The sequence below is a fragment of the Intestinibacillus sp. NTUH-41-i26 genome, assembly GCF_032769475.1.
GTDB lineage: Bacteria > Bacillota > Clostridia > Oscillospirales > Butyricicoccaceae > Agathobaculum > Agathobaculum ammoniilyticum.
The window spans coordinates 1,009,219-1,029,304 of sequence record NZ_CP136477.1; the positions used below are offsets into that span (position 1 = coordinate 1,009,219).

Here is a 20,086-nt window from a genome sequence, read left to right on the forward strand (position 1 = left end):
CACATGTTTGCCCACAGACAGCGAAAACCGGCCCACCAGGGGTGGAATTCCCTGATGGGCCGGTAGATTGGTCTTAGCTGGCCTCTCGGCTCCAGCGTTTTCTGGCCTGAAAGGTGGTCATGGTGTGCTCAGGCTGGGCAGCGGCTGTATCGTCCTGCACCTCTGCCTTGGCGATGCCCCGGTCGATCTTCACCGCCGCTCTCTGCCGCATTTCATCGGTAACATGGGAGTAGGTGTTCAGGGTGGTCGCACTGGATACATGGCCCAGGATCGTGGACAGCGTCTTGATGTCCATCCCATAGGCTAAGGCGTTGGTTGCAAAAGTATGCCTGAGATCATGAAATCTTACCGGCTCACATCCCGCATGATTCAATTTCCTGCGGAGCCGCAGGCTCACTACTGAGGGACGTATGGGCAGATCCTCTTTCTTGGGCGAGGGGAATAACCACCGTGAGTTCACTCTGGTCTTGTACTCCGCCAGCACCTTCCTGACAGCTGGGGGCAGGATCAGGGTACGAACAGCCGCCTTGGTTTTCGGCTCACTGATCACCAGCTTCGAGCCAGCCAGATTTGCCTGCTTGTTGATCCTCAGTTCCCCAGTGGTTAGATTCACATCGTCCCACTGGAGAGCCATCAATTCCCCCAACCGCAGGCCGGTGGCAAATTCCAGAAGGAAGAGTTCATAGTAATTTTCCTCCTTGGCCTGAATCAGCACCTTCTGCATATCTTCTCGAGAAAGAATCTTCATCTCGTTCCGCCGGATCAGCGGCAGCTTACAGCCCTTTGCCGGGTTACGGGCAATCAAGTTTACTGCCACCGCTTTTTCCAGTACCCGTTCACATAGGCTGTAACAGTTTCGCACCTGACTGTCCGAGAGACCGCCATCGCCGTTTTTGGGGTCTATGCGAGCCTCTGTCATCATCCAGGTACACATCTGCTGGATATCGCCGACTGTCAGCTTATTTAGTGGTATGCTGCCCAGTTTGGGCTGGAGATACCATCGGATATGCCCCTCATAGTTGCTCTGCGTTCCTGGCCTGACATTGGGCTTGCAATAGGTTTCATACCAGTACTCCAGCCACTCCCCGAACGACATATCGGCTTTGAGTTTTACAGGTGTGTCCGGTGTGATGGTACTTTTCAGGGCCTTCAATTTTTCTATGCACTCGCCCTTTGTTTTTGCCAGCACATTTTTTGTCTTGGGAAGGCCGTTCTCATCATATCCAATGACGACACGTCCCTCCCAACGGCCGTCCTTTCTCAGCCGGACAGTACCTTCGCCATTTTTTCGCTTTCTTCCCATGGTTTCAACTCCTCTCCGAAGATGTCAATGAGAAATTCCTCTACAATCTCAGCAGCCCGTTTCTGCATATCACCTGTTGTGTGCGTATAGGTATCCAGAGTGAATGCGGCTCGTGTGTGTCCCAGGATACCAGACAGGGTCTTAACATCCACCCCTGATGTTAGTGCGTGGGTCGCGAAAGTGTGTCTGAGATCATGGAACCGAATATCAGGAAGCTCTGCCTGTTTCAGTAGCCCCTTCATCCGCTCGTAGGCGGCACTTGGTCGGGTAGGCTGCTCCGGTTTCAGCGGATGCGGAAAGATCCATTCCGTCAGGGCCGTCTTTTTCCTATCCCAAAGCAGTGCCGCCGTACTGGGCGCCAGGTTGATGGTGCGAGTGCCAGCAGCGGTCTTGGTATACCAGGGAGTCAGTTTGCCGCCCTTCTCCTCATGAATCGTGCGGTGAATCCTCAATGTTCCTTTGTCCTCGTCAAAGTCCTCCCACTTGAGCCCGCAGATCTCACCACGACGCAAGCCCGTGGTCAGTTCCGTATAGAAGAGGTCCCGCCAGATCTCGTCCTCACGAATGGCTTCCATGAACTTTTCCAGCTGCGCCTCGGTTAACACCTTTTTGGCCTTGTAGCTGAATTTGGGCGCGTCGATGTCCTCTGTGGGATTTCTGGGGATTAGGCCAGCCTGCTGAGCTGCTCCCATTGCCTCATGGAACATGGCATGAATGCCTCGAATCGTTCCGCTGGCCAGCCCCTCTCCAGTAATTCTGTTTCCATGACGGGCCAGTATATCGTATAGCTTTTGGATGTCTTTCCCTGTGACCTGGGAGATAATTTTTTCTCCCAGATACGGCTTGATATGCCTGACTACCGTTCCCTCGTATCGTTTCATCGTGAGCGGACCGACTACCCCAGTCATACGATCCAGCCATCGATCCAGCCACTGTCCCAGTGTCATTTGGCTATCTTCGGTCAGGTCTACACCCTGGTAGGCATCGATGTTCTGCCGGAGCTTGGCCGTCAGCTCCTTTTGTGTGTCAGCATAGACATACCGGAAGATGGAGTCGCCATTTTCCTTGTGCCCCACGACGATGCGGCCTTCCCAGCGGCCGTCCTCCCGCTTGCGCACCATGCCGTCTCCGGATGGCCTGCGCTTTCCCATCATTTATTCCTCCTCTCTCATTTGACGACAGGCCCAGTCTGTCTCCTCCTCATCGAAGGAGTACAGACCGTCTACCTCCAGTTCCCTGCTCAGCCCCCAGGCCAGTTTGAACCCGGCGGTGAAGCTGGCCAGGGAGATTTCTTCTTTCAACAGATTCTGACTGTCCACCAGATGCATGAGCCTGCGCCGCTGCATCTTGTCCAAACAGTCCCGTACTTCCTGCCGGGTGTTCTCAATGTCTGCTTCTAATTCTGACACATCCGGCTCCCGGAAGAACCGCTGATGCAATGCTCTCATGTAGTCGTTCATGGTGCGTCGCCTCCTTTTCAGCAACACACAATACCGAACTACTGAGAAAATAGCCAGGGAATTTGACCACAGTTATCAGATTGTTATCAATTTCTCCGCCCCAGTTCTGTTCGCCCCTTATCATTGTTAACGCCGTGCTATTTTTCTTACCATCCGCCCATGGTCATGCCCTGGCTCTGCTCCTCCTCATGGTCGTCCGGCTTGTGGCCCATAGCGATCTTCTTCTGGCGGATCTTCTGGAGCAGCTTGCGGTCCGTCCTGCCCGGCGGAGTGGGCGGCACGGAGTTCTCTTGGAAGATCCGGCCCAGATGGTGGAGCAGTCTGGTGGCGGTCAGAAGGACATTGGGACTGCGAGTGTCGTTGAAGTGATCCAGAAAGAACTGGGCGTACTCGTTCCCCTGGGATGCCGACGCCCGGAACCAGCGGTACGCCTGTTCTCGGTTCTGAGCCACACCTTCGCCGGTGAGGTACAGCTTGCCCAGAGTGTACTGGGTATACTGGTTGCCCTGCCGGGCGGAAGCGTTCAGATACTCCAGCGCCTTGGCGCTATCCTTTGGTACATCCTTCCCCATCAGATACAGCTTCCCCAGCCGGTAGGCAGCGTAGGGATCCCCCTGCGCCGCCGCTTTTTTATACCAGGACGCCGCTTCCGCCATCCGTTTTTGACTTTGCAGCAGCTTGCCAAGGACGTACTGGGAAAAGTCGAGACCTGCCTCGGCGGCTCGGCGGAACCACAGCTCCGCCCGCTTGTCATCCGGGAGCACTCCAACACCATCCCGCCAGCACTTGCCCAGCTGGTGGGCAGCCACAGTGAAGCCGGCGTCCCAGAGCCGCTCCAGCACCTGTACCTGCTCCGCCTTTTCCGCTTCTGTGTTTTCATATTCTGAGAGAAGTTCTTTCGCGTTCTGGTAGGCCTCGGCCATCTCCCACTGGGAAGACCAGGCGCGGCACACCGCCTCCTGGTCCTCGTCCACTTCATCTTTCATGGTTATATCTTCGAAGGTGAAAGAACCCAAGCGCAGTTCCTCCGCTTCCCGGATGACCATGTTCTTGATGGCTTTGAATTCCGGTTGCTGTGACAACGGCTTGTGTTCCCGCGGCGCGTCCTTGTAGTGCCGCTCCACTTCATCCCGCAGCCGATTCCAGTGTTCATAGCACTCCGCCACCTCCGGGAGCCTGGCCAGCTCATCCACGATGGCATCCACCTGCGCCTTCACCGGCTTCTTGAGATAGCCGTACACCTTCTTGCCCTTGACCCCAGATAACATTTCGGCCAGCGTTTCCATCTGACCGGCGATGACAGGACTGTCGCAGAGACCGGACCTCATCTCCCAGATGAGCCGGCCCATGGCGGGCATGGCCGCGTCCCGCACCTCCTGGTAGGACTGGTCCTTCTCTTGATAGAGGGACAACAGCTCGTCCCGGAAGATGTCGTTGGACAGCTGGGAGCGCATCTGCTCGATGCCTTTCTCGGTCAGAAAGCCCTGCTTCGGGTCGGCGGACCAGGCCATCATGTGGATGTGGGGGTGGTGCGTTTCATCGTGGAAGGCGGCACACCAGCGAAAGCTGCCGGGCGGAATCTTCATCGCCGCCGCCAGCTCCGCCTGATGGGCCAGCAGTAATTTGCGCCAGCTCTCACTGGTTTCGTAGCCCAGCCGCGCGGCATCCTCCCGCCGCAGGGAGTAGACGAAGGTCCACACCGGACCAGTATGGGCGTTGATCTCGGCCATGGTTTTCTCCAGATCGGCGGGGCCGTCCGCCGAAAACAAACCGTGAGAGCGGGGTCGCTGGGCCATATAGTCCAGGTAGCCGCCGCCCTGGTGGGAGGGCTGCGGCACTTCCGCCAGCTCCACACCCTCCCGGGTGGCGATGTACCTGGCGTAGTGTCCGCCGCCGCTGCCCGGCTTGATGTAGCCGGACTTTTGAATGAGGCCGGTCACACTTCAGCCCCCTTTTGATAAAGCAGAGCATCCTCCAGGCGGATCTCACCGTTGGTTTCCCGCACCTCCTTGACACACCGCACCCGGAGTTTTTGCAGGGTGTCCATGTCCACACCGAGGCCGTAGGCGAACAGGTTTGCCAGCACATCCTGCTCCACCGCCTGCTTGAAGAGCAGGTGGCCCATCCGTTTGCCGAGGGCGCCCAGCTTGCCATCCAGTATGTCGGACAGCACTCTGGGCAAATACTCATCGGCCCGCTCTGTGTCCAGATAGCCGGAGTAGAACTGGATCGCCTTTTCGATATACTCATTTTTGGTGGAGCAGTTATCCTTCTGGTAGTGGGACTTCACCTGATCCCACATAGTATCGTCCATCCAAACGGTGTGTCTGTGTCTGTTTTCACCCATTGTCAAATACCTCTCAAATCCGTGATAGCGTCAGCGAAAATCCCTCAACAACAGGGATATTCGCCTATTTTTGGAGAAACAGCGTCAATCGCAGTTTAGGCGTTCTGAAAAAGCGTTAGCTCCCAGTCCCCGAAACCGCCCGCACTGCGGGCGGAAGTGACTGCCCAGGCGCCATAAAAGAGCAGGGGCTTTCTCCTGCCTGTCTTTCGTCGGCTTCCCACTCCCTTGAAAACCGGCTCAAATGCCCCTCAATTCCCCAGGGCGGGGTACACAGTCGGCCAGCTGTTCAAAGCCGCACACAGCCCCTCACAGGCCGCTGCAGAGCGGGAATCTTCTGTCGCTTGTGGGTGACAGGAAGATACGGCAGTATTCCTCAGGGCCGGACACCAGGTGCTGGCGCATCATCTCTCCGCATTGCAGGATCCGGTAGACGGTGATTTGGGTGCAGTGCTCAAACTCTGCACAGCGCTCTTTTGCAAAAGTCCGCTGCTCGTCTGTGAGGTTGCCCCGGTTCTCGTCACAGAGAAACAGTGCGACGGCATCTTCATCGATGGGTTCCCCGTGGGTCTGGTTCCATTGGTAGACGATGTACTTCCGCTTGTCCGCCGTGGTCATGGCTAGCTCCTGCCGGATGATAGTACTCAGCTCCTGCATCAGCATACCGCCGCACACTCCTCTCGCTCCAGCGCAGCTATGCGCTGTTGGATCCGCTGTCGTTCCAGCGCCAGGTCAGCCTCATAAAGCTGCCGCTCATGGAACTGATCGATGGCCATCTGAATAGGCAGGATGTGATAGAGCAGACGGCCGTTGCGCTTATGGCCCTCCTTGGCGACCACATTGGTGCGCTTGGTGCGGATGAGCGAGCGCTCCTCCAGCTCCATCACATACTTGCGCACCGTGGTCACAGATTTGCCGATGGCCTCCGAGATCATCCGGTAACTCACCAGGCACTCATAGGTCTTTCTGTCCTCCCAGCTGAGGAGATGCCCATAGATGGAGATGGCATCCGAGGACAGGCCCAGAAAAAAGATTTCATTGGGCACCGGGAAATAGTTCTTGATGGGATCCCGCTTGGTCCAGTTCTTCTTCATTTCACACCTCCAGACTGTTCTTCCGCCCACTGCATGAACTTTTCTTTCGGTACCACCATGCGGCTACCCACACGCAGGGTGGGGAAGCTGGGTTCGTGCATCACCTCGTAGGCGGTGGAGATGGACACGCCCAGCGCTTGCGCCACCAGCTTCGCATTGAGGAACAGCGGCAGGTCGGCATAGGACTGAATACTTGAATGCTTCAAATGTTTGACCTCCTTTTTGAAAAATAAAAAGCTCCCACCGAAATTTGTGGGAGCAGTGTCTATATTGCTTTTTTATCTCTCTGTGATAGAATGAGACTATCCGGAGGTGAGAAAATGGCCCAGAGCAAATATCGCATTTTTGAACTCTCTGCCCGGGCAGTGATGAGTTACGCCGCACAGGCAAACGGGCAGTGGCACTTTGTCCTTGACCGGGCGGCAACAGAAAAATGCAAGCGCTTTTCCGCTCTGCACGAGCAGGACGGCAACGCACTGTTCTTCCAGATCATGTGCGTGCTGCAGGGCGATGACTTTTCCGAGCCCACCGACGATCGGCTCATTGACGGGCTGTCCGATGTGATCTTCTATATGGACTTCTCCGGCATCTTCGACCGCAGCAGCACACTGCTCCGGCAGCAGATCCGCCAGGAGAAGGCTCGTGACATGTTCCGCCCGGAGGGCGTGCAGCTGGATCTGGGATCCGGGATGCGTCGCTATCTTGCCTTCGAGCGGTCGGGCAGCATGAGTCACCAGAGCAGATTGTCCTTTCTCCGGGAAGATGTGTATAACCAGGTGCGTCGCCGTATCCAGATGGACATGACCATCGGCGACTGTCAGCTCAGCAAACTCTACGCCTACAATGGCTTGATGCTCTCCGGCGGCGTGCGGCTGGATGGGATCGACATCGACAAGCCCCACCGTGTCATCGTGGTGGACAATCCGGTGGTGACGGCCAGGGATGTCCCAGTCATCACCGTGGAGGACGACGGCACCCAAAACAGTACCCGGAAGTATCACCGGGTGGAGCGCCGGATGGATATTCCCATTGCCTGCTTTGATGGGGAGGGACTGATCTCCAAGCGGTATGCCAAGGTCGTAGACCGGGCGCTCTGCGGTGCAACCGTCCACACCTCATTTCAGATCCGTATGCCCTATATCAAGGGCATGATACATCAGGTGGATTTTCAGGAGATTCTGGACTATTGTGGTCAGACGGTGATCCGGGATATCTGGGGCCAGGAGCACCGGGTCAAGGATGTGGATGTCATCCTTACCAAGAGTATGTTCAAAGGCTTTGGGTGGCTGAAGAACAGCGGGATGACCTGGGAGGACTACTGGGTCGCCTTCCGCCGCTACCGCCACGCTTTGTACATCACCAATGTGAGCAAGGTAAAACCGGAGACTCACACCGAACTGAACTATCAATTTTTGAACACGGTCTCCATCAGGGAGGAGGAGTTCCGTCCCAGGGATCTGCCCGACGGCTGGGACCACAGTCCGGAGGAGGACAAGCGGAACTGGCTCACCAAGCAGACCGAGGTGGCCTACTACAACTTCCGGGCCAATAAGGCGTTCCAGCAGGAGTACTTTCTGAAGCGGATGGATCGCTGGGGTATCCTGCCTTTCCGAAAAAGCCGGGAACATCTGCCGGGCGAGATCCTGCGCAAGAATCCCAGCATGATCGGTGAGCCCATTTATCAGCGGGAGCTGGATTCCAAAGCGAAGCAGATCTTGAAGAACTACGCTCTGGGGCGGCTGATTGTGGCCGGAGACAACCGCTATCTCTCCGGCGACCTCCTGGACTTTCTCAGTTTTCTTCTGGAGACACTCCCCAAAAAGAAACGGAACAAGACCTATTACGATCTGACCAAGAGCTTTCGCTTCCGAACCAGTGCTTTCTATGCGCCCGGTGCGGCCTATGAGCACGGAGATACCTGCACTCTGCTGCGCAACCCCCACATTGCCAGAAATGAAGAACTGCAGCTCTCTTCCTATGATGCCAGGAAGGAAAAGCTGCAGATGCGGCACTTCTATTTCCGACATCTAACCGACCTGGTCATGGTGGACTCCACCATGCTGGCGGCAGAGCGTCTGGGCGGCGCGGACTATGACGGGGATATGATCAAGACCATTGCTGATCCCATTTTGAATGAGTGCGTCCGCCGGAACTATGAGGCCTCCCGCAGCACCGCAGACGATGCGCTCTCCAACGAGGCCAACATTCCTCTGTTGATGATCCCCTCGGCAGAGCCGCTGATCCGCAATGCAGATGACTGGGAGGCGCGGTTTGAAGTGGTGCGGGGCACCTTCTCCTCCAGGGTGGGACAGATTTGCAACGCCGCCTTGGATCGCAGCGTCATCGCCTACAACGAAAATTCCGATGCCCAGGAGCGCAAACGCTTCCGGGGAAGAGACAGAGGTGCTGGCCATTCTGACCGGGTTGGAGATCGACTCCGCCAAGAGCGGGATCCGCCCGGATCTGGACGAGTACCTGAAGGAGCGGCGGGTGGAACGGACGTCCTTCCTGCAGTATAAAAATCTGGTGGAGGAAGCGGAGGAAACCCGGCGTGCCTGGCATGAGCCCACCCACCAGCAGCGCATCAAAGCCTTTTTCAAAAAAATAGACTGGGACAAGGTGGACTCCAATCTGGAGCGGATGCCCTATCTGGCGCTCCAGCTGGAAAAGCACACGCCGGCCATCAAATCCAAACCGGCCAAAGACAAAGAACTCTTTACCTTTGCCCAGGAGCCGGATTGGAAGGAACGACTGGACCAGGAGCTTTTGGAGCGGATTTCCGCACTGCTGAGCGACTATGAAGGATGTCTGTCCCGCATCTGGGTCTGCCGGGTGGAACCTAAGGAAAAGAAACGAAAGCGTGATATCGAGCGAATTCTCTTTGCCCGAGGGCAGGAGGAGCTTTGGGACACGGACGAACTTTACGCTCAGTTGGGAAGCCTGCCGCCGGAGCGGGTGGTGGCAATCTGGGCGGCGTTGGATAACACCAGGTGGCAGTTCCTGACGGAAGAGCAGAGAATGCAGTTTCTTCTCACCTGGTTGCCGGAGTATGAGCATCTCTTTGACCTGTTTTCTGATTTCCGCAGCGGCGGATACCGGGTCCTGAGCAACTTGCTCTGTGACATTCTGCAGGAGAATGAGCAGCAAACGAAACGGCAGCTGCACCGCCCCGGAGACTCACCGGTATTTGACGATCTGATGGAAGCGTATCTCACCAAGCGAAACTCCCAGCACTACCGGGAGGCGGTATCCACCCGCTGCCGGAAACTGCTGAATGAGATCGTGCGTCCGCAGACGGCCGTGCGCTATGTGGAGGCACTGGGCAAGCGGAATCTGCTGTGGGATCTGCTGCTGGATGTGCTGGAGCCCAATGTTCTGGAGGTGCACCATGCTGAATGAATGGCAGGAGTTTTTAGATTATACAGAACCGGTGGAGTACCGGGCGTCCGGCAAAAAAGACGCCACCTGGCTGGGTCGGTTTACCTTTGAGGCACTGAAGGAATTCAGCGGCATGAACCGTATTTTGACCATTTTGGCACGGGGCTTGCTGTTTCATGCTTCGGACGGCACGCTGCTGCCCGGCGATCCCAGAGAGCGGATCGGCTGTGCTTATGATGGTCTGTGCGCCTGGTGCAGCATCCCGGAGAGTGGCGGTAAGCCAAAAGAAGAGTGGCAGCACCGTACCAATTTTGCGTCGCTCCACGATCCGTTTCCCAAACTGGTGGACGAGAAGGGCTGGGGCTGGTTCAGCCGCCACTTCCACGGGGCGATGCGGTTTGCCGCAGCACACCCGGAACTGGTTCACAAGAACTACGCTACTTCCGCTGAGAGGCTGGACAAGCTGTTTGACCAGGAGTGGCGCAACAAAGTGCTTCAGTACCAGACCAAAGCGCTCTCCACCCTGACAGAGGGTGCGTGGACGATCCGTTTTGGCGATATGATCGCTGACGCCCTGGAGCTGGGCCCTCTGCGCAGCACGGAGCCGGAGCTGCCGGCAGATCTGGTGGATCGGCTGGAACAGGTTCGGCCCAAGGAGCTCCCCGCCCCTGTCCTGCATACCCTAATCTCCTATTATCTGGCCAACCGGCCGGAGGACAGCGACTGGGTGGTACTCCCTGTGACCAACTTTGACTGCTATTTCGGCAATACAAACTTTGGACGCAAGTATTTGAACCAGCTTCCCCAGGAGGTCATCCAGAGAGGCAGCAGCTTCGGTGTCAGCCGATACCGGGTGCGGGAAGAATATCTGCCAAAATAAGCGACGGGACTGGCAAGTGCGGCCAGTCCCGTATTCTTTGTTTAGGCGATATAAATTCTGTACAGCTTGCCTTACGGCTCCGTCTCATACGGCCAGGTATTGATGCCGCCAAATTCGTAGATGTTGGTGTAGCCCAGTTCGGCCAGCGTGGAGGATGCGGTTTTACTGCGATTGCCGCTGCGGCAGTAGACCAGGACGGTAGAGTCCTTTTCGGGGATCACCTCGGCAGCAGTCTCCTCGTCAATGGTACCCACCGGCAGCAAAACAGCGCCGGGGATATGACTGCTGTCATATTCGTCCTGCTCCCGCACATCCAGGATAATCACTTCCTGGGTGTCCATCATTTCTTTGGCTGCTTCCTGGGTGATCTGCTCATAGGAGCCGTTTGTGGAATTCCCGCCGCATCCGGTCAACAGCAAAAGCAGAGAGGAGAGTAAAATTGCAATTCGTTTCATTTGAGTTCCTCCAGAAGTCCGGCGGCAAAGGCTTTGTGGCCCTGCTCCGTGAAGTGTACGCCGTCGTAGGCCAAAGAGATGTCCCACTTTCCGGCATCGGCGAAGCGGACGCCCAACTGCTCCGCCAGTGCCTGACAGAGCCGCTCGAAAGTATGGGAATCATTAACGAGTTGCTGGCTAGGGACCCACTCGCCCATGGCCATCGGCGGCGGGGCGACCAGCAAGATCTTGCTTCGTTCTAACGGGACAGAAGTGAGAAATCGCTCCAATCTCTCAGCCGCCTGCTCCGGACTTCGCCCCTGGAGCAGATCGTTGGTGCCCAGCATGACGATCAGCAGATCGGTGTCAGCAGGGAAGGCAGGAGCGGCAGAAGGAATCTCCCGGCCGTTCTGCCCCATGTTGCAGACATTCCGGCCGGGTTCCGCAGCCAGAATGTCCACCCACCGGCTGTCTGCATCATAGCGTCCGCCGAAATAGCCCTGTGGGTCGTAGCCGTAGGTGTTGGAATCGCCGAAGCAGATGACATTCATTCCGCATGTTTCCTTTCTCTACATGCTCGTATTTCCCAGTGTAGCAAGGAGGCTTCCATCTAATTTTTCTACTCAGCCGATAGTTTTAGCCTTGTTAGGATTTCCTCATCTGCCGGACAAAAGGCATACTGATCGATTTCATCCACTGTGATCCACTGGATATCATTGTGCTCCAGTTTTTGCGGGATTCCTTCCTGGATGGTAGCATGGAACAGTGTCAGATGGACAGTCAAATCCGGATATTTATGGACCACATCCATAAAAATTTTGCCCACATTTAGCGTGACAGCCAGTTCCTCCTGACATTCCCGGATAAGCGCTTGTTCCTTAGTCTCTCCGTATTCTACCTTGCCCCCTACAAACTCCCACAATAAACCTCTTGCCTTATGTGCCGGGCGCTGGCAGATCATAAATTTGTCCTGACCCCAAATCAGGGCCGCTACTACCTCAGTCATTTATCCAACCACCAATTTATTTGTCTTCTCCAAAACTTCGCCGAAATCGGTCAATCAAGCCTCCAGGTGATCTGCTCTCGTCATGCTTCCATAGTTGATATTCTCAGGAAGGTATAGGCCGCTACACCGCCTGTGATCCGATCCGCCTTGAACTTCTTCGGCACATTGCTTCCACGCTTCCGATGATGGATGTACCGCTGCCCAGTAGGCAAGTCATCCTTATTATATTTTGACCGTATGAGCGTATCCGGCTATGCCCTTGCATATGTGGCATTATTGTATTGAACGGCTAAGTCACTTCCGTCTACCGGTCTTTGTGAATAGTCATTTGATAGCGATCGTATTAACACTTCTCTTATTTCAGGAGTCGTATTCAAATCGTTTAATTCGTGAATTATTCCACCAGGAAACCTTTTGGTTAGCACAAAGACGAACACTGCGCACAATTGAAACACATCTGAATATGTGCCGACCAGGTCACTCTGAAAATAGCTGCAATCAACAGCCTCTGGACTCATCCAAAAGGCGGGGCCAACCTTTTCATTCGGTTTTGTTATTTCTCTGTGTTCCTCGGGATCAAGGAATGTACACAATCCAAAATCACTGATTACCCATGTTTCGCCTTTGATAAGTACATTCTCTGGTTTGATGTCTCTATGGATTGCAACCTTATGAATCTCTGCTAACGCTTCACATAGGCCGCGGAATTGCGCAGCATATATCTCATAGGGTACTGACTCAACACTCCGCAGGTAGTCGACAAGATTTCTATCAGCGCGCTCCATAATAACAAACGGAAGTTCTACTTCTTCTCTTTTCCTGTTAACCGCATCAACCTTTCCCTTATCAACATAACGAATGATATGCGGATGATTAATGCGCTCCATCAAAGAGACTTCCTGATCAAATCGTTTTTGGCTTTTGTGGGAAAGCTGGAGAAGAAATTTAACAGCATAAATTGAACCGCTTGAATCAATACATTCGTACACTGCTCCATTTCCACCAGAACCAATTCGCTCCTGCAATTCATAACTCTTGCCTGAAAAAGAGATAATTTCGTCGTCTATATCGAAGAACAGATTTTTAAGATATATCGTCATATTCTGCCTTCTTTCCATATGCAGGCGACAACCGCTCCTTCAAAAAGTCCACTCTCCATTGTCTATTAGAGAGGGAATTTGCATCACTCAGGCACCGAGTAGCATATTCTCGATACAAATCATCGTCACTTTGAGGGCCAATATTATCACACATTTCGCGCAGAATCTCTCTGGTGCTCTCCAAATTTTTGCAGTTTAAAACAGCCTCTTTGCGCAATTCAAATATGCAAGCAAACAGAGAATAGAAGTCTGACTTTTGCTTAAACCGTGTATCTTTCATAGGGAATTTTTCTGCGTCAAAGATAAGTGCAATATCGTCAATAATTCCCGTAAAAATATCAACGATGTCTGCTTGATTATCAAGCTGCATATACTCCTCGCATACCGCATCCAAATAATCTTTCTTATCTTGAATCCCTTTGAGAATAATTGTAAGTAGTTCCTCAACATACTCTACATCAAGCATTCTTCTGCGCTGTTTTACTGAGAAGATTTTTGCACCTTCGAAGAACTTGTTTTCAGATAACTCTTCTGCAAGGTGTATAAAGTCTCCAGGAAAATCGGCACGGCGGAGCTCTTGCTTATTCAGCTGCACAGTGTACTTATTCACTCGAGAATACAAATCTCGAATCTCTTCGTCAGTGGGATTGAAAATTTCGTTAATATCGATCTTGTATCGCAGAATCTGATTTTGTACCTCCGGCGGAAGATCTGAGAACTTCTTATCCTGGTATTCACCTATATACGGTTTTTTTAGCGCAAGCTTATTTTTCACAAACTTAAGAATAGCTGTCAATCGCTGTTGACCGTCAATAACAACGCGATAAGTATTTCCATCCCGGATAATCGATTTGATATACACTTTCGGTATAGGAATTCCCTTAATGATGGTATCAATGAGCATAATTTGTGCCGCTTTACTCCAGACCTCATTGCGTTGGAAATCTGGTCTTAACTCTAAACGGCAGCTATCATTCCAGTCGCGTACATCAGATATTGGATGCGAGTATGATTCCCATTGCATAATTTCATCCCTTTCATTGTGAGAAAATGTTTCAACTCCAAAAATCCTTCAATTTCTTGGCTTTGCTGGGGTGTCTAAGTTTCCTAAGTGCTTTTGCTTCAATCTGTCGTTGTCGTATACGCTCTCGTGTAACTCCATATACCGCACCTACATCTTCAAGCGTAAGAGGTCTATTATCGTCAAAGCCTGTTCTGAGACGTATAACATCAGCTTCTCGAGGATTTAACGAACCCAGCGCATTTAAGAGAGCGTTTCTGGCCAATGATGCGGAAACTTTTTCAAACAACAAATCGTCGGCCTGTATAAGCTCCTGTGGCCAAGGCAGCGGCTCTTCGCTGTCACTTTCTTCAAAGTAATCAGAAAGGTACAGATGATTCTCGGCTTGCTTGATTGCTGCAGCGATGTACTCATTTGCTTCCTCAAAAGACATCTCTAAGTTATCTGCGATTTCAGAAACAAGGGTTTCGCAAATTCTACAGGGTATGCAATCACCACACCAGTGGTTAAGGTAGCGTTCGTAAGCCGGAAGCATTTTTTCTTTATAGTGAGCAGGAAAGTAATACTCCATCCAGATAGGCGTGTATTCTCTTGTATCCACAAAGATGCATATGACTGAAAAGTCGAAAATCCATCCGGGTCAAATCTATCGACCGCAATGACCAATCCCACAAATCCGGCAGATACCGCATCTATAATATCATATTGGTGTGATTTGGCCATTGAAAGCGCAATCTTCAACGCAACTCGCAAGTGGATGAGTATCAGGCGTTCTCTGGCATATGCATTTCCTGAAGCAGTCTGCATAGTAAGAGCAGAGATCTCGCCGTACTGTGGCGGAGGCAATTGCCTGATAAGTTCAACCACATATTCAAGATCTGGCGATAACGAGATGATTTCCTTGAAAATGGCCTCATAATCTATTCTGCTGTAGTCCTCAAAATGGTCTACATCTTTTCCAATAGGTGCAGTTTCATAGATTATAATTCCGCGAATTTCAAGCGCTTCGCTTAGTTGATCAACTTCAGATACAGACAGGGAGTAGGTGTCCGACATAGCCATGATATCGTCAAAAGTCAAGAAACCTTTTTCTCAGATTCAGAAATCAGTAGTTTTTGACAGTCTGAAACTTTAGACATCCCAGACACCCCTTTCTTCGGAGTCTATATCCTATTTTGTATTAGCACGACACAGGTCCATAATATCTTTACTGGTAATGCCTTCATTAAATCTTTCATTGAATTCTTCTACAAAATCATACATACGGTTAATGTATTCGGCGGGATCTGTTGAACCGTCAACGAGTTTTTCGTACAAAACATCAATTCCACCAAGCACATAGGAATCAAACAATTGAATATCAGCCTCATCTGCTCCAAAACGACGGAAGGCCTTATCTAACCGTGCTTCCTCATCAGGCTCGTGCTGGGTATCCAAAATGAGTATAAGGCGGAAGATGTATTTCAATTGCTCAGAGTTGTTTATAAGCTGCTCTGGGAAGATATTCTGGTCCGCTACAGCGCCATCGGAGTTTTTAGTCCCCTTCCGTTTAAAAAGAAATCCAATCAAGGGTGCATTCATGTAAACATCCAGATTGCGCTCAAAGATCTTTGCCTTTGCAACCTCGTCAAAAATAGATGTCAATGCGCTAACCTTTTCTGCATGGCTTCCTGTAAAACGATACTGTTTATCAAACATAATGACACCCCCTTATAGCAGACGAGTATGAAACTCATCGATTTTTTCAAAGTAATGACGGGTCATTACTTTGGTGCCAAGGTGTTCTTCTGCCAGCTCACCATCTGTGTCCTTGATGAAAATGATAACTTGTTCCGCTGTTTCTGGAATTGCAGCGCAAATTGCCTTAATTCTACGCTTATCAAAAGCAGACAGCGGAGCATCCATGACCAGAGGATACGGCTCAGAGTATGCTTCGTCACCATTCTCAAGCTGATTTTCTCTTGCCATTTTGATGATCGCCGAGATAAATGCAAAAATAACAGAAATACTCTGGGCAGTAGACGTCTCAACTCCACCACCAAAGTCAGTCACATAGACGGAAATATTGTAATGCTCATCAATTGTAAGAGACAAGCCTCCATCATAAATGGCCTTAAAGATCTCATTGATGTACATCTGCAGCTTTGCTCTGATTTGCGCTTCCTTTTGCTTGTATTCTACATTCAATTCATCATAAATTCTCTGAGTATAGGCTTTGTACAACTCAATCATCTGGTTGTTTTTGTCAAGGAGAGAGAGTTCAGACCGGCTATTCTCTTTCTGCTTCTTTTCCTCTTCAAAAGCACCTTGCTTACGGAGCAATTGCTGCTGCTCAGCTCTGTGCTTAGAAATGGTATCTGCACAAGCCCGTATTTGCGCATTCAGCTTCTTGACCTGTTCCCGAACATCATCGCCATCAAGTTTTTCACTAATAATAGACAATTGTTCTTCAAGATCTGCAATGGATTCTTCTTGCTGGCTAATCAAACTGACCTGTTCAGCAATATCTTGGTATAAACAAACTTCTCTGCTGTATTTAGAACGAGAGTCCTTTACAAATTGACCGACCGTTACGCCAATAGACTGCGGAGGCAGATAATCCATCAGCTCCATGACCTTGTTGTAAGGGATGGTGCCGGGGTCAAGATGAGTCCCGCAAATGCATGTGCCGCGCTTCAGCAAAAACTCGATGGTCTTAGAATGCATTTCTGGGATATCTTTCCCGCTAAAATCACTGTGAGAAAGGACTTCCAGTGCTCTATGTACGAGTGAAAGCGAGAGAAACACAGTTACTCCATCATTGAACTTCTTGCAGCTTTCTTTAATGAATTGTGCTCTCAATTTTTTGAGCTTTTGTAATTCTGCTGTCAAGTGATCTCTTTCATTTTGCAGCTTTTCACCATCGGAATATTGTTTGATATCCTGTTTAAACTTGGCTTTTGCAGATGATGCTGCATCAATCTCCTCGTCGATTTCAACCAAGCGCTTGGTAATTTGTTCAAGCTCTCTCTGAAGTTCATCGATTCGCTTCGAAAGTTGCTGAATTTTGCCACTGCTATCACCAGTATAGGCCTCGTTGAATTTTCCCATGACTGAATTTGTTCTGGTGGGCGCAATATGTCCCAATGCAGCCAATGTAGCTTTCAATCCGGTCAGTCCCACAACAGCGTTTGAAAAACCGCTGCTCTTTCTTCCGCTGGCAATCTCCTTACTCATTTTTTCAATGCGTTCACCGTCAAAGAAAAAGTAATTTGAAAGCTCCTTAGGAAGAATTTTTTTGATTTCAGCTTCGCATTCAAGCTGCTTCAAGTAGCGGGTATTTCCATCAGCGGATTTGACCGCTATGTTTAACACTGTGTTCGCACCTGCCACTTTGTTACTGTAGGATTTCTTATATTCTTGTGTTCGAACGATCTCATAAGCTGCACTGCCGTGAATGAGCCTGAGAACAACTTTGACAGTAATTTTTTGATCCGGCGTCATCTGCTCAGCAAGGACTCTGTTGAGCATAATCTTGTCAGTAAAATCAGTTTCTCCATAGAGACACCAGAAAAATGCCTGTGCAAATGTAGTTTTACCTGTGCCGTTTTCGCCAATAATGAGAGTAACATTTCGTTCAGGATCAGTGGAGAAATCTATCTTTTCGTTGATGAACTGTCGAAAGTTCTGCAATTCTATTGATTGGAGCAGCATTGAACTTCCTCCTCTATCCACTTCTTGATATCACGAATCATTTGAGCATCCGTCTTGTTTTTGGTGCGCAAATTTGTGTTTTCAGCAATAACAATCTTCCGTTTCAGGCGATCGATTGCCTTCTGATCAAGGTCAAATTTCGATGTCTCCATATGGCTCCTCCTTTTTGTTATCATTCAAATCGTAGGGCAATCCATAACAATCACAGATTTCCCAAATCAATTTAGAGGCTTCCATAGAGTTCATAGACAACCGTCCGAACTCCGATACTCTCGTCAATTCGTTCTTAACGAGGGACAGCTCTCTTCGCATTTGCTCTTCTGTCAAACCGGATACTTCATCCAAGGGCCGAGGCAATGTTATAAAATCATAAATTTCCGCAAACTCCTTGCCTGTTTCAGGAGACTTTCTTAACACGCGGCCACGCCTTTGGATATACTCTTTAGGATTGGTACTACTTGCCAAAATAAAAGCAGTACGAATGCCTGGAATATTTACACCTTCATCCAAACATTTGATGGCAACAATAGCCTGCAAATCATCACCATCTTTAAAGTGCTGCTTTATAGCGTTACGCTCTTCAATATTTTCCTCAGCCGTAAACTTAGATACTTTCATTTTAAGCTCATTGCCAAGCATTCTTGTGACAGCTTCAATCTGTTTGATATCTCCTTCATCCACATCCGAATTATCAGCATTTAGTGATAAGACATTTGTGGCTCCACAGTATACCAACAGGAAATGCTCGTCCTCATATGGCGTAATAACTTCTTTAAGCCGAGTAAGCTTTAGAGCTGCGGCTGCAACAATACGAGAACGCTGAATAGCGAGTATCTTACCATAGCTATCCAACTTAACCTTTCCAGATTTTCCTTTGATTACATGGCGGGATATTTCGTAAGAAAGTTGCTCATATTTTTCGAGTTCCTCATCATTTAAGTAAACAAGGATAGGGTGGTACTTGTAAGGCGTAAGTTTCTCTTCCTCAATTGCTCGCTCAAGACTATACTCAATACACTTCTTCCCGAAGAAACTATAAAGAATAGCTGTGCCTTCCTCATCACGATGTCGTTCCAATGTAGCAGACAGTGCAAGCCGATAAGTGAAGCGTTCATCTAATAACCTTGCGTAGCTTCTCGCACCAAAGTTATGCGCTTCGTCCACTACGAGAAGGGTCTGGCTTTTTATTTTTCCAATCTGCTCCTGGACAAAAGTGCTTGTAAATGTTGCGTTGGTGCAAATAAAGCAAAAGAAACTCTTTTCGCTTCGTAGCTTTTGATCCCGGACCGCCTTAGATAATCTCTTTTTCCAATCTTTTTGAGATGAGCTACTGTAGCCAATAATAGGCTGAATGTTGAACTTTACGATATCATCTACCCATTGCTCAACCAGATGCTGATAGGGACAAACAATAATGACTGCGAGTTCATCGTTTAAGTCTTCAGATATTTTCGAAATAGCTCCCAAACCTGTAAATGTTTTTCCAGTACCCGTTGCCATATCAAAAATGCCGCGATAGTTTTCTCCTACCCATACAGAAATTGCTTGCTTTTGGTAATCATGCAGGGTTATATCTGGTGGTATCCTGGCACCAACCACATCATGAGTTGTTGCAGAAGTAGCTGTCAATTGCATTCTTTCTTTTCGAGGAGGAAACTGTTCTTGATCAATGTTGAAATTAGGTGCCTTCTTTCTGTATTTCTCTATTAAGGCATTCGTTATTTGAGGAAATTCCAGAACTCGAATACTTGGCTCACAGTCATTCCAGATCGAACAAAACGCATTTTCCTTCAATTGAACACGTTCTGTTTCGCTTTTATCGTGCCAACTACGAAATACATCAATAGTTTCATAATTCAGGGACATGGCGGTGGAAGATTCGTTCATTGAACCAGAAAACGCAACTTTATTCCCTTCCGCATCCTCGATAATTCCCATTTTTTCATGGTACATTCCGATTCCTCTTGCGTCCTCTGTATAAGCTATTTTTATATCTAAAATGCCGGTTGCAATGAGATTTGCCAAGAGGTTTAGCCGCTCCATGGAATAATAGTCGGTCTGTTCATCTGACAGCTGCCCTAACAAAGCAGCTTCAATAATTTCATCGCGATCTGCATATCCTTTTTTAATTGCTTCAATATCATCATCGGACAGATAAGGTGAAGCAACAATCTGGATTCTACCGCCCCGGCAAGCAAGATCAGCGATACCTTTAGAAATTTCAATGAGAGAAGACGATGAAAAAAAGCCTACAGCCCTCTTATATGACACAGCTTCTTTGAGTAGTGGGACATAAAATTTCTGCACCACATTGTCAATCAAAGAGCGATATTCGGTTTTTACGGTATGATCCTGAAAGCTCATATTTTGCGT

The 20,086-nt window shown here is 50.2% G+C and carries 22 protein-coding genes; 3 read left to right on the top strand and 19 right to left on the bottom strand.

The window, feature by feature from the left end:
- Positions 1-73: 73 nt before the first annotated feature.
- From RX717_RS05090 to RX717_RS05125, 8 genes are all read right to left on the bottom strand, one after another.
- The gene (locus tag RX717_RS05090) at positions 74-1,303 is read right to left on the bottom strand and encodes a tyrosine-type recombinase/integrase (protein WP_316960584.1); all 1,230 of its coding nucleotides are present in this window, start codon (positions 1,301-1,303) and stop codon (positions 74-76) included.
- Positions 1,261-2,454, bottom strand: a complete 1,194-nt coding sequence (locus RX717_RS05095) for a tyrosine-type recombinase/integrase (protein WP_316960655.1) — start codon at positions 2,452-2,454, stop codon at positions 1,261-1,263. The genes RX717_RS05090 and RX717_RS05095 overlap by 43 nt, the downstream gene beginning before the upstream one ends.
- A 3-nt stretch (positions 2,455-2,457) precedes the next feature.
- Positions 2,458-2,763: a hypothetical protein gene (locus tag RX717_RS05100; RefSeq protein ID WP_316960585.1), complete on the bottom strand. Its 306-nt coding sequence runs from the start codon at positions 2,761-2,763 to the stop codon at positions 2,458-2,460.
- A gap of 146 nt (positions 2,764-2,909) precedes the next feature.
- Complete coding sequence (mobP3, locus tag RX717_RS05105; RefSeq protein WP_316960586.1) at positions 2,910-4,703, bottom strand: MobP3 family relaxase; 1,794 nt, start codon at positions 4,701-4,703, stop codon at positions 2,910-2,912.
- Positions 4,700-5,110 (bottom strand): hypothetical protein, encoded by a 411-nt coding sequence (locus RX717_RS05110; RefSeq protein ID WP_316960587.1) that lies wholly within the window; start codon positions 5,108-5,110, stop codon positions 4,700-4,702. The genes mobP3 and RX717_RS05110 overlap by 4 nt, the downstream gene beginning before the upstream one ends.
- Before the next feature lie 306 nt (positions 5,111-5,416).
- Positions 5,417-5,770, bottom strand: coding sequence for a hypothetical protein (locus RX717_RS05115; RefSeq protein WP_316960588.1), 354 nt, complete (start codon positions 5,768-5,770; stop codon positions 5,417-5,419).
- Positions 5,764-6,201, bottom strand: coding sequence for a helix-turn-helix domain-containing protein (locus RX717_RS05120; protein WP_316960589.1), 438 nt, complete (start codon positions 6,199-6,201; stop codon positions 5,764-5,766). Before RX717_RS05120 ends, RX717_RS05115 begins: the two co-directional genes overlap by 7 nt.
- On the bottom strand, positions 6,198-6,407 hold the full coding sequence (locus tag RX717_RS05125; RefSeq protein WP_316960590.1) for a helix-turn-helix domain-containing protein: 210 nt from the start codon (positions 6,405-6,407) through the stop codon (positions 6,198-6,200). Before RX717_RS05125 ends, RX717_RS05120 begins: the two co-directional genes overlap by 4 nt.
- Before the next feature lie 114 nt (positions 6,408-6,521).
- Here RX717_RS05125 and RX717_RS05130 point away from each other — a divergent pair, with 114 nt between their 5' ends.
- From RX717_RS05130 to RX717_RS05140, 3 genes are read left to right on the top strand one after another with little or no spacing between them, the layout of a single operon-like run.
- The gene (locus RX717_RS05130; RefSeq protein ID WP_316960591.1) at positions 6,522-8,720 is read left to right on the top strand and encodes a hypothetical protein; all 2,199 of its coding nucleotides are present in this window, start codon (positions 6,522-6,524) and stop codon (positions 8,718-8,720) included.
- Positions 8,605-9,600, top strand: a complete 996-nt coding sequence (locus tag RX717_RS05135; RefSeq protein WP_316960592.1) for a hypothetical protein — start codon at positions 8,605-8,607, stop codon at positions 9,598-9,600. The genes RX717_RS05130 and RX717_RS05135 overlap by 116 nt, the downstream gene beginning before the upstream one ends.
- Positions 9,590-10,459, top strand: coding sequence for a hypothetical protein (locus tag RX717_RS05140; RefSeq protein WP_316960593.1), 870 nt, complete (start codon positions 9,590-9,592; stop codon positions 10,457-10,459). Before RX717_RS05135 ends, RX717_RS05140 begins: the two co-directional genes overlap by 11 nt.
- Positions 10,460-10,530: 71 nt before the next feature.
- Here the strand turns inward: RX717_RS05140 and RX717_RS05145 are convergent, their stop codons facing one another.
- The 11 genes from RX717_RS05145 to RX717_RS05195 all read right to left on the bottom strand — a co-directional run bounded on the left by RX717_RS05145 (position 10,531) and on the right by RX717_RS05195 (position 20,077).
- A complete protein-coding gene (locus tag RX717_RS05145) occupies positions 10,531-10,914 on the bottom strand; it encodes a rhodanese-like domain-containing protein (RefSeq protein WP_316960594.1) in 384 nt (127 codons plus the stop codon).
- Positions 10,911-11,444 carry a GDSL-type esterase/lipase family protein gene (locus tag RX717_RS05150; RefSeq protein WP_316960595.1) on the bottom strand — a complete coding sequence of 178 codons (534 nt, stop codon included), beginning with the start codon at positions 11,442-11,444 and terminating at the stop codon, positions 10,911-10,913. Before RX717_RS05150 ends, RX717_RS05145 begins: the two co-directional genes overlap by 4 nt.
- Before the next feature lie 68 nt (positions 11,445-11,512).
- Positions 11,513-11,899, bottom strand: coding sequence for a (deoxy)nucleoside triphosphate pyrophosphohydrolase (locus RX717_RS05155; RefSeq protein WP_316960596.1), 387 nt, complete (start codon positions 11,897-11,899; stop codon positions 11,513-11,515).
- A 251-nt stretch (positions 11,900-12,150) separates the two neighbouring features.
- Positions 12,151-12,999: a serine/threonine-protein kinase gene (locus tag RX717_RS05160; protein ID WP_256291384.1), complete on the bottom strand. Its 849-nt coding sequence runs from the start codon at positions 12,997-12,999 to the stop codon at positions 12,151-12,153.
- Positions 12,983-14,023 (bottom strand): DUF262 domain-containing protein, encoded by a 1,041-nt coding sequence (locus RX717_RS05165; RefSeq protein ID WP_316960597.1) that lies wholly within the window; start codon positions 14,021-14,023, stop codon positions 12,983-12,985. Before RX717_RS05165 ends, RX717_RS05160 begins: the two co-directional genes overlap by 17 nt.
- A 31-nt stretch (positions 14,024-14,054) precedes the next feature.
- Positions 14,055-14,453: a sigma factor-like helix-turn-helix DNA-binding protein gene (locus tag RX717_RS05170; protein WP_316960598.1), complete on the bottom strand. Its 399-nt coding sequence runs from the start codon at positions 14,451-14,453 to the stop codon at positions 14,055-14,057.
- Positions 14,454-14,455: 2 nt separating this feature from the next.
- Positions 14,456-15,076, bottom strand: a complete 621-nt coding sequence (locus RX717_RS05175) for a sigma factor (protein WP_316960599.1) — start codon at positions 15,074-15,076, stop codon at positions 14,456-14,458.
- 114 nt (positions 15,077-15,190) lie between these two features.
- Entirely contained in the window at positions 15,191-15,718 is a 528-nt protein-coding gene (locus tag RX717_RS05180; protein ID WP_316960600.1) for a hypothetical protein, read from the bottom strand.
- Positions 15,719-15,730: 12 nt separating this feature from the next.
- Positions 15,731-17,713 carry an AAA family ATPase gene (locus tag RX717_RS05185; RefSeq protein WP_316960601.1) on the bottom strand — a complete coding sequence of 661 codons (1,983 nt, stop codon included), beginning with the start codon at positions 17,711-17,713 and terminating at the stop codon, positions 15,731-15,733.
- The gene (locus RX717_RS05190; protein WP_204210509.1) at positions 17,695-17,865 is read right to left on the bottom strand and encodes a hypothetical protein; all 171 of its coding nucleotides are present in this window, start codon (positions 17,863-17,865) and stop codon (positions 17,695-17,697) included. The genes RX717_RS05185 and RX717_RS05190 overlap by 19 nt, the downstream gene beginning before the upstream one ends.
- A complete protein-coding gene (locus tag RX717_RS05195; RefSeq protein WP_316960602.1) occupies positions 17,846-20,077 on the bottom strand; it encodes a DEAD/DEAH box helicase family protein in 2,232 nt (743 codons plus the stop codon). Before RX717_RS05195 ends, RX717_RS05190 begins: the two co-directional genes overlap by 20 nt.
- Positions 20,078-20,086: the final 9 nt, after the last annotated feature.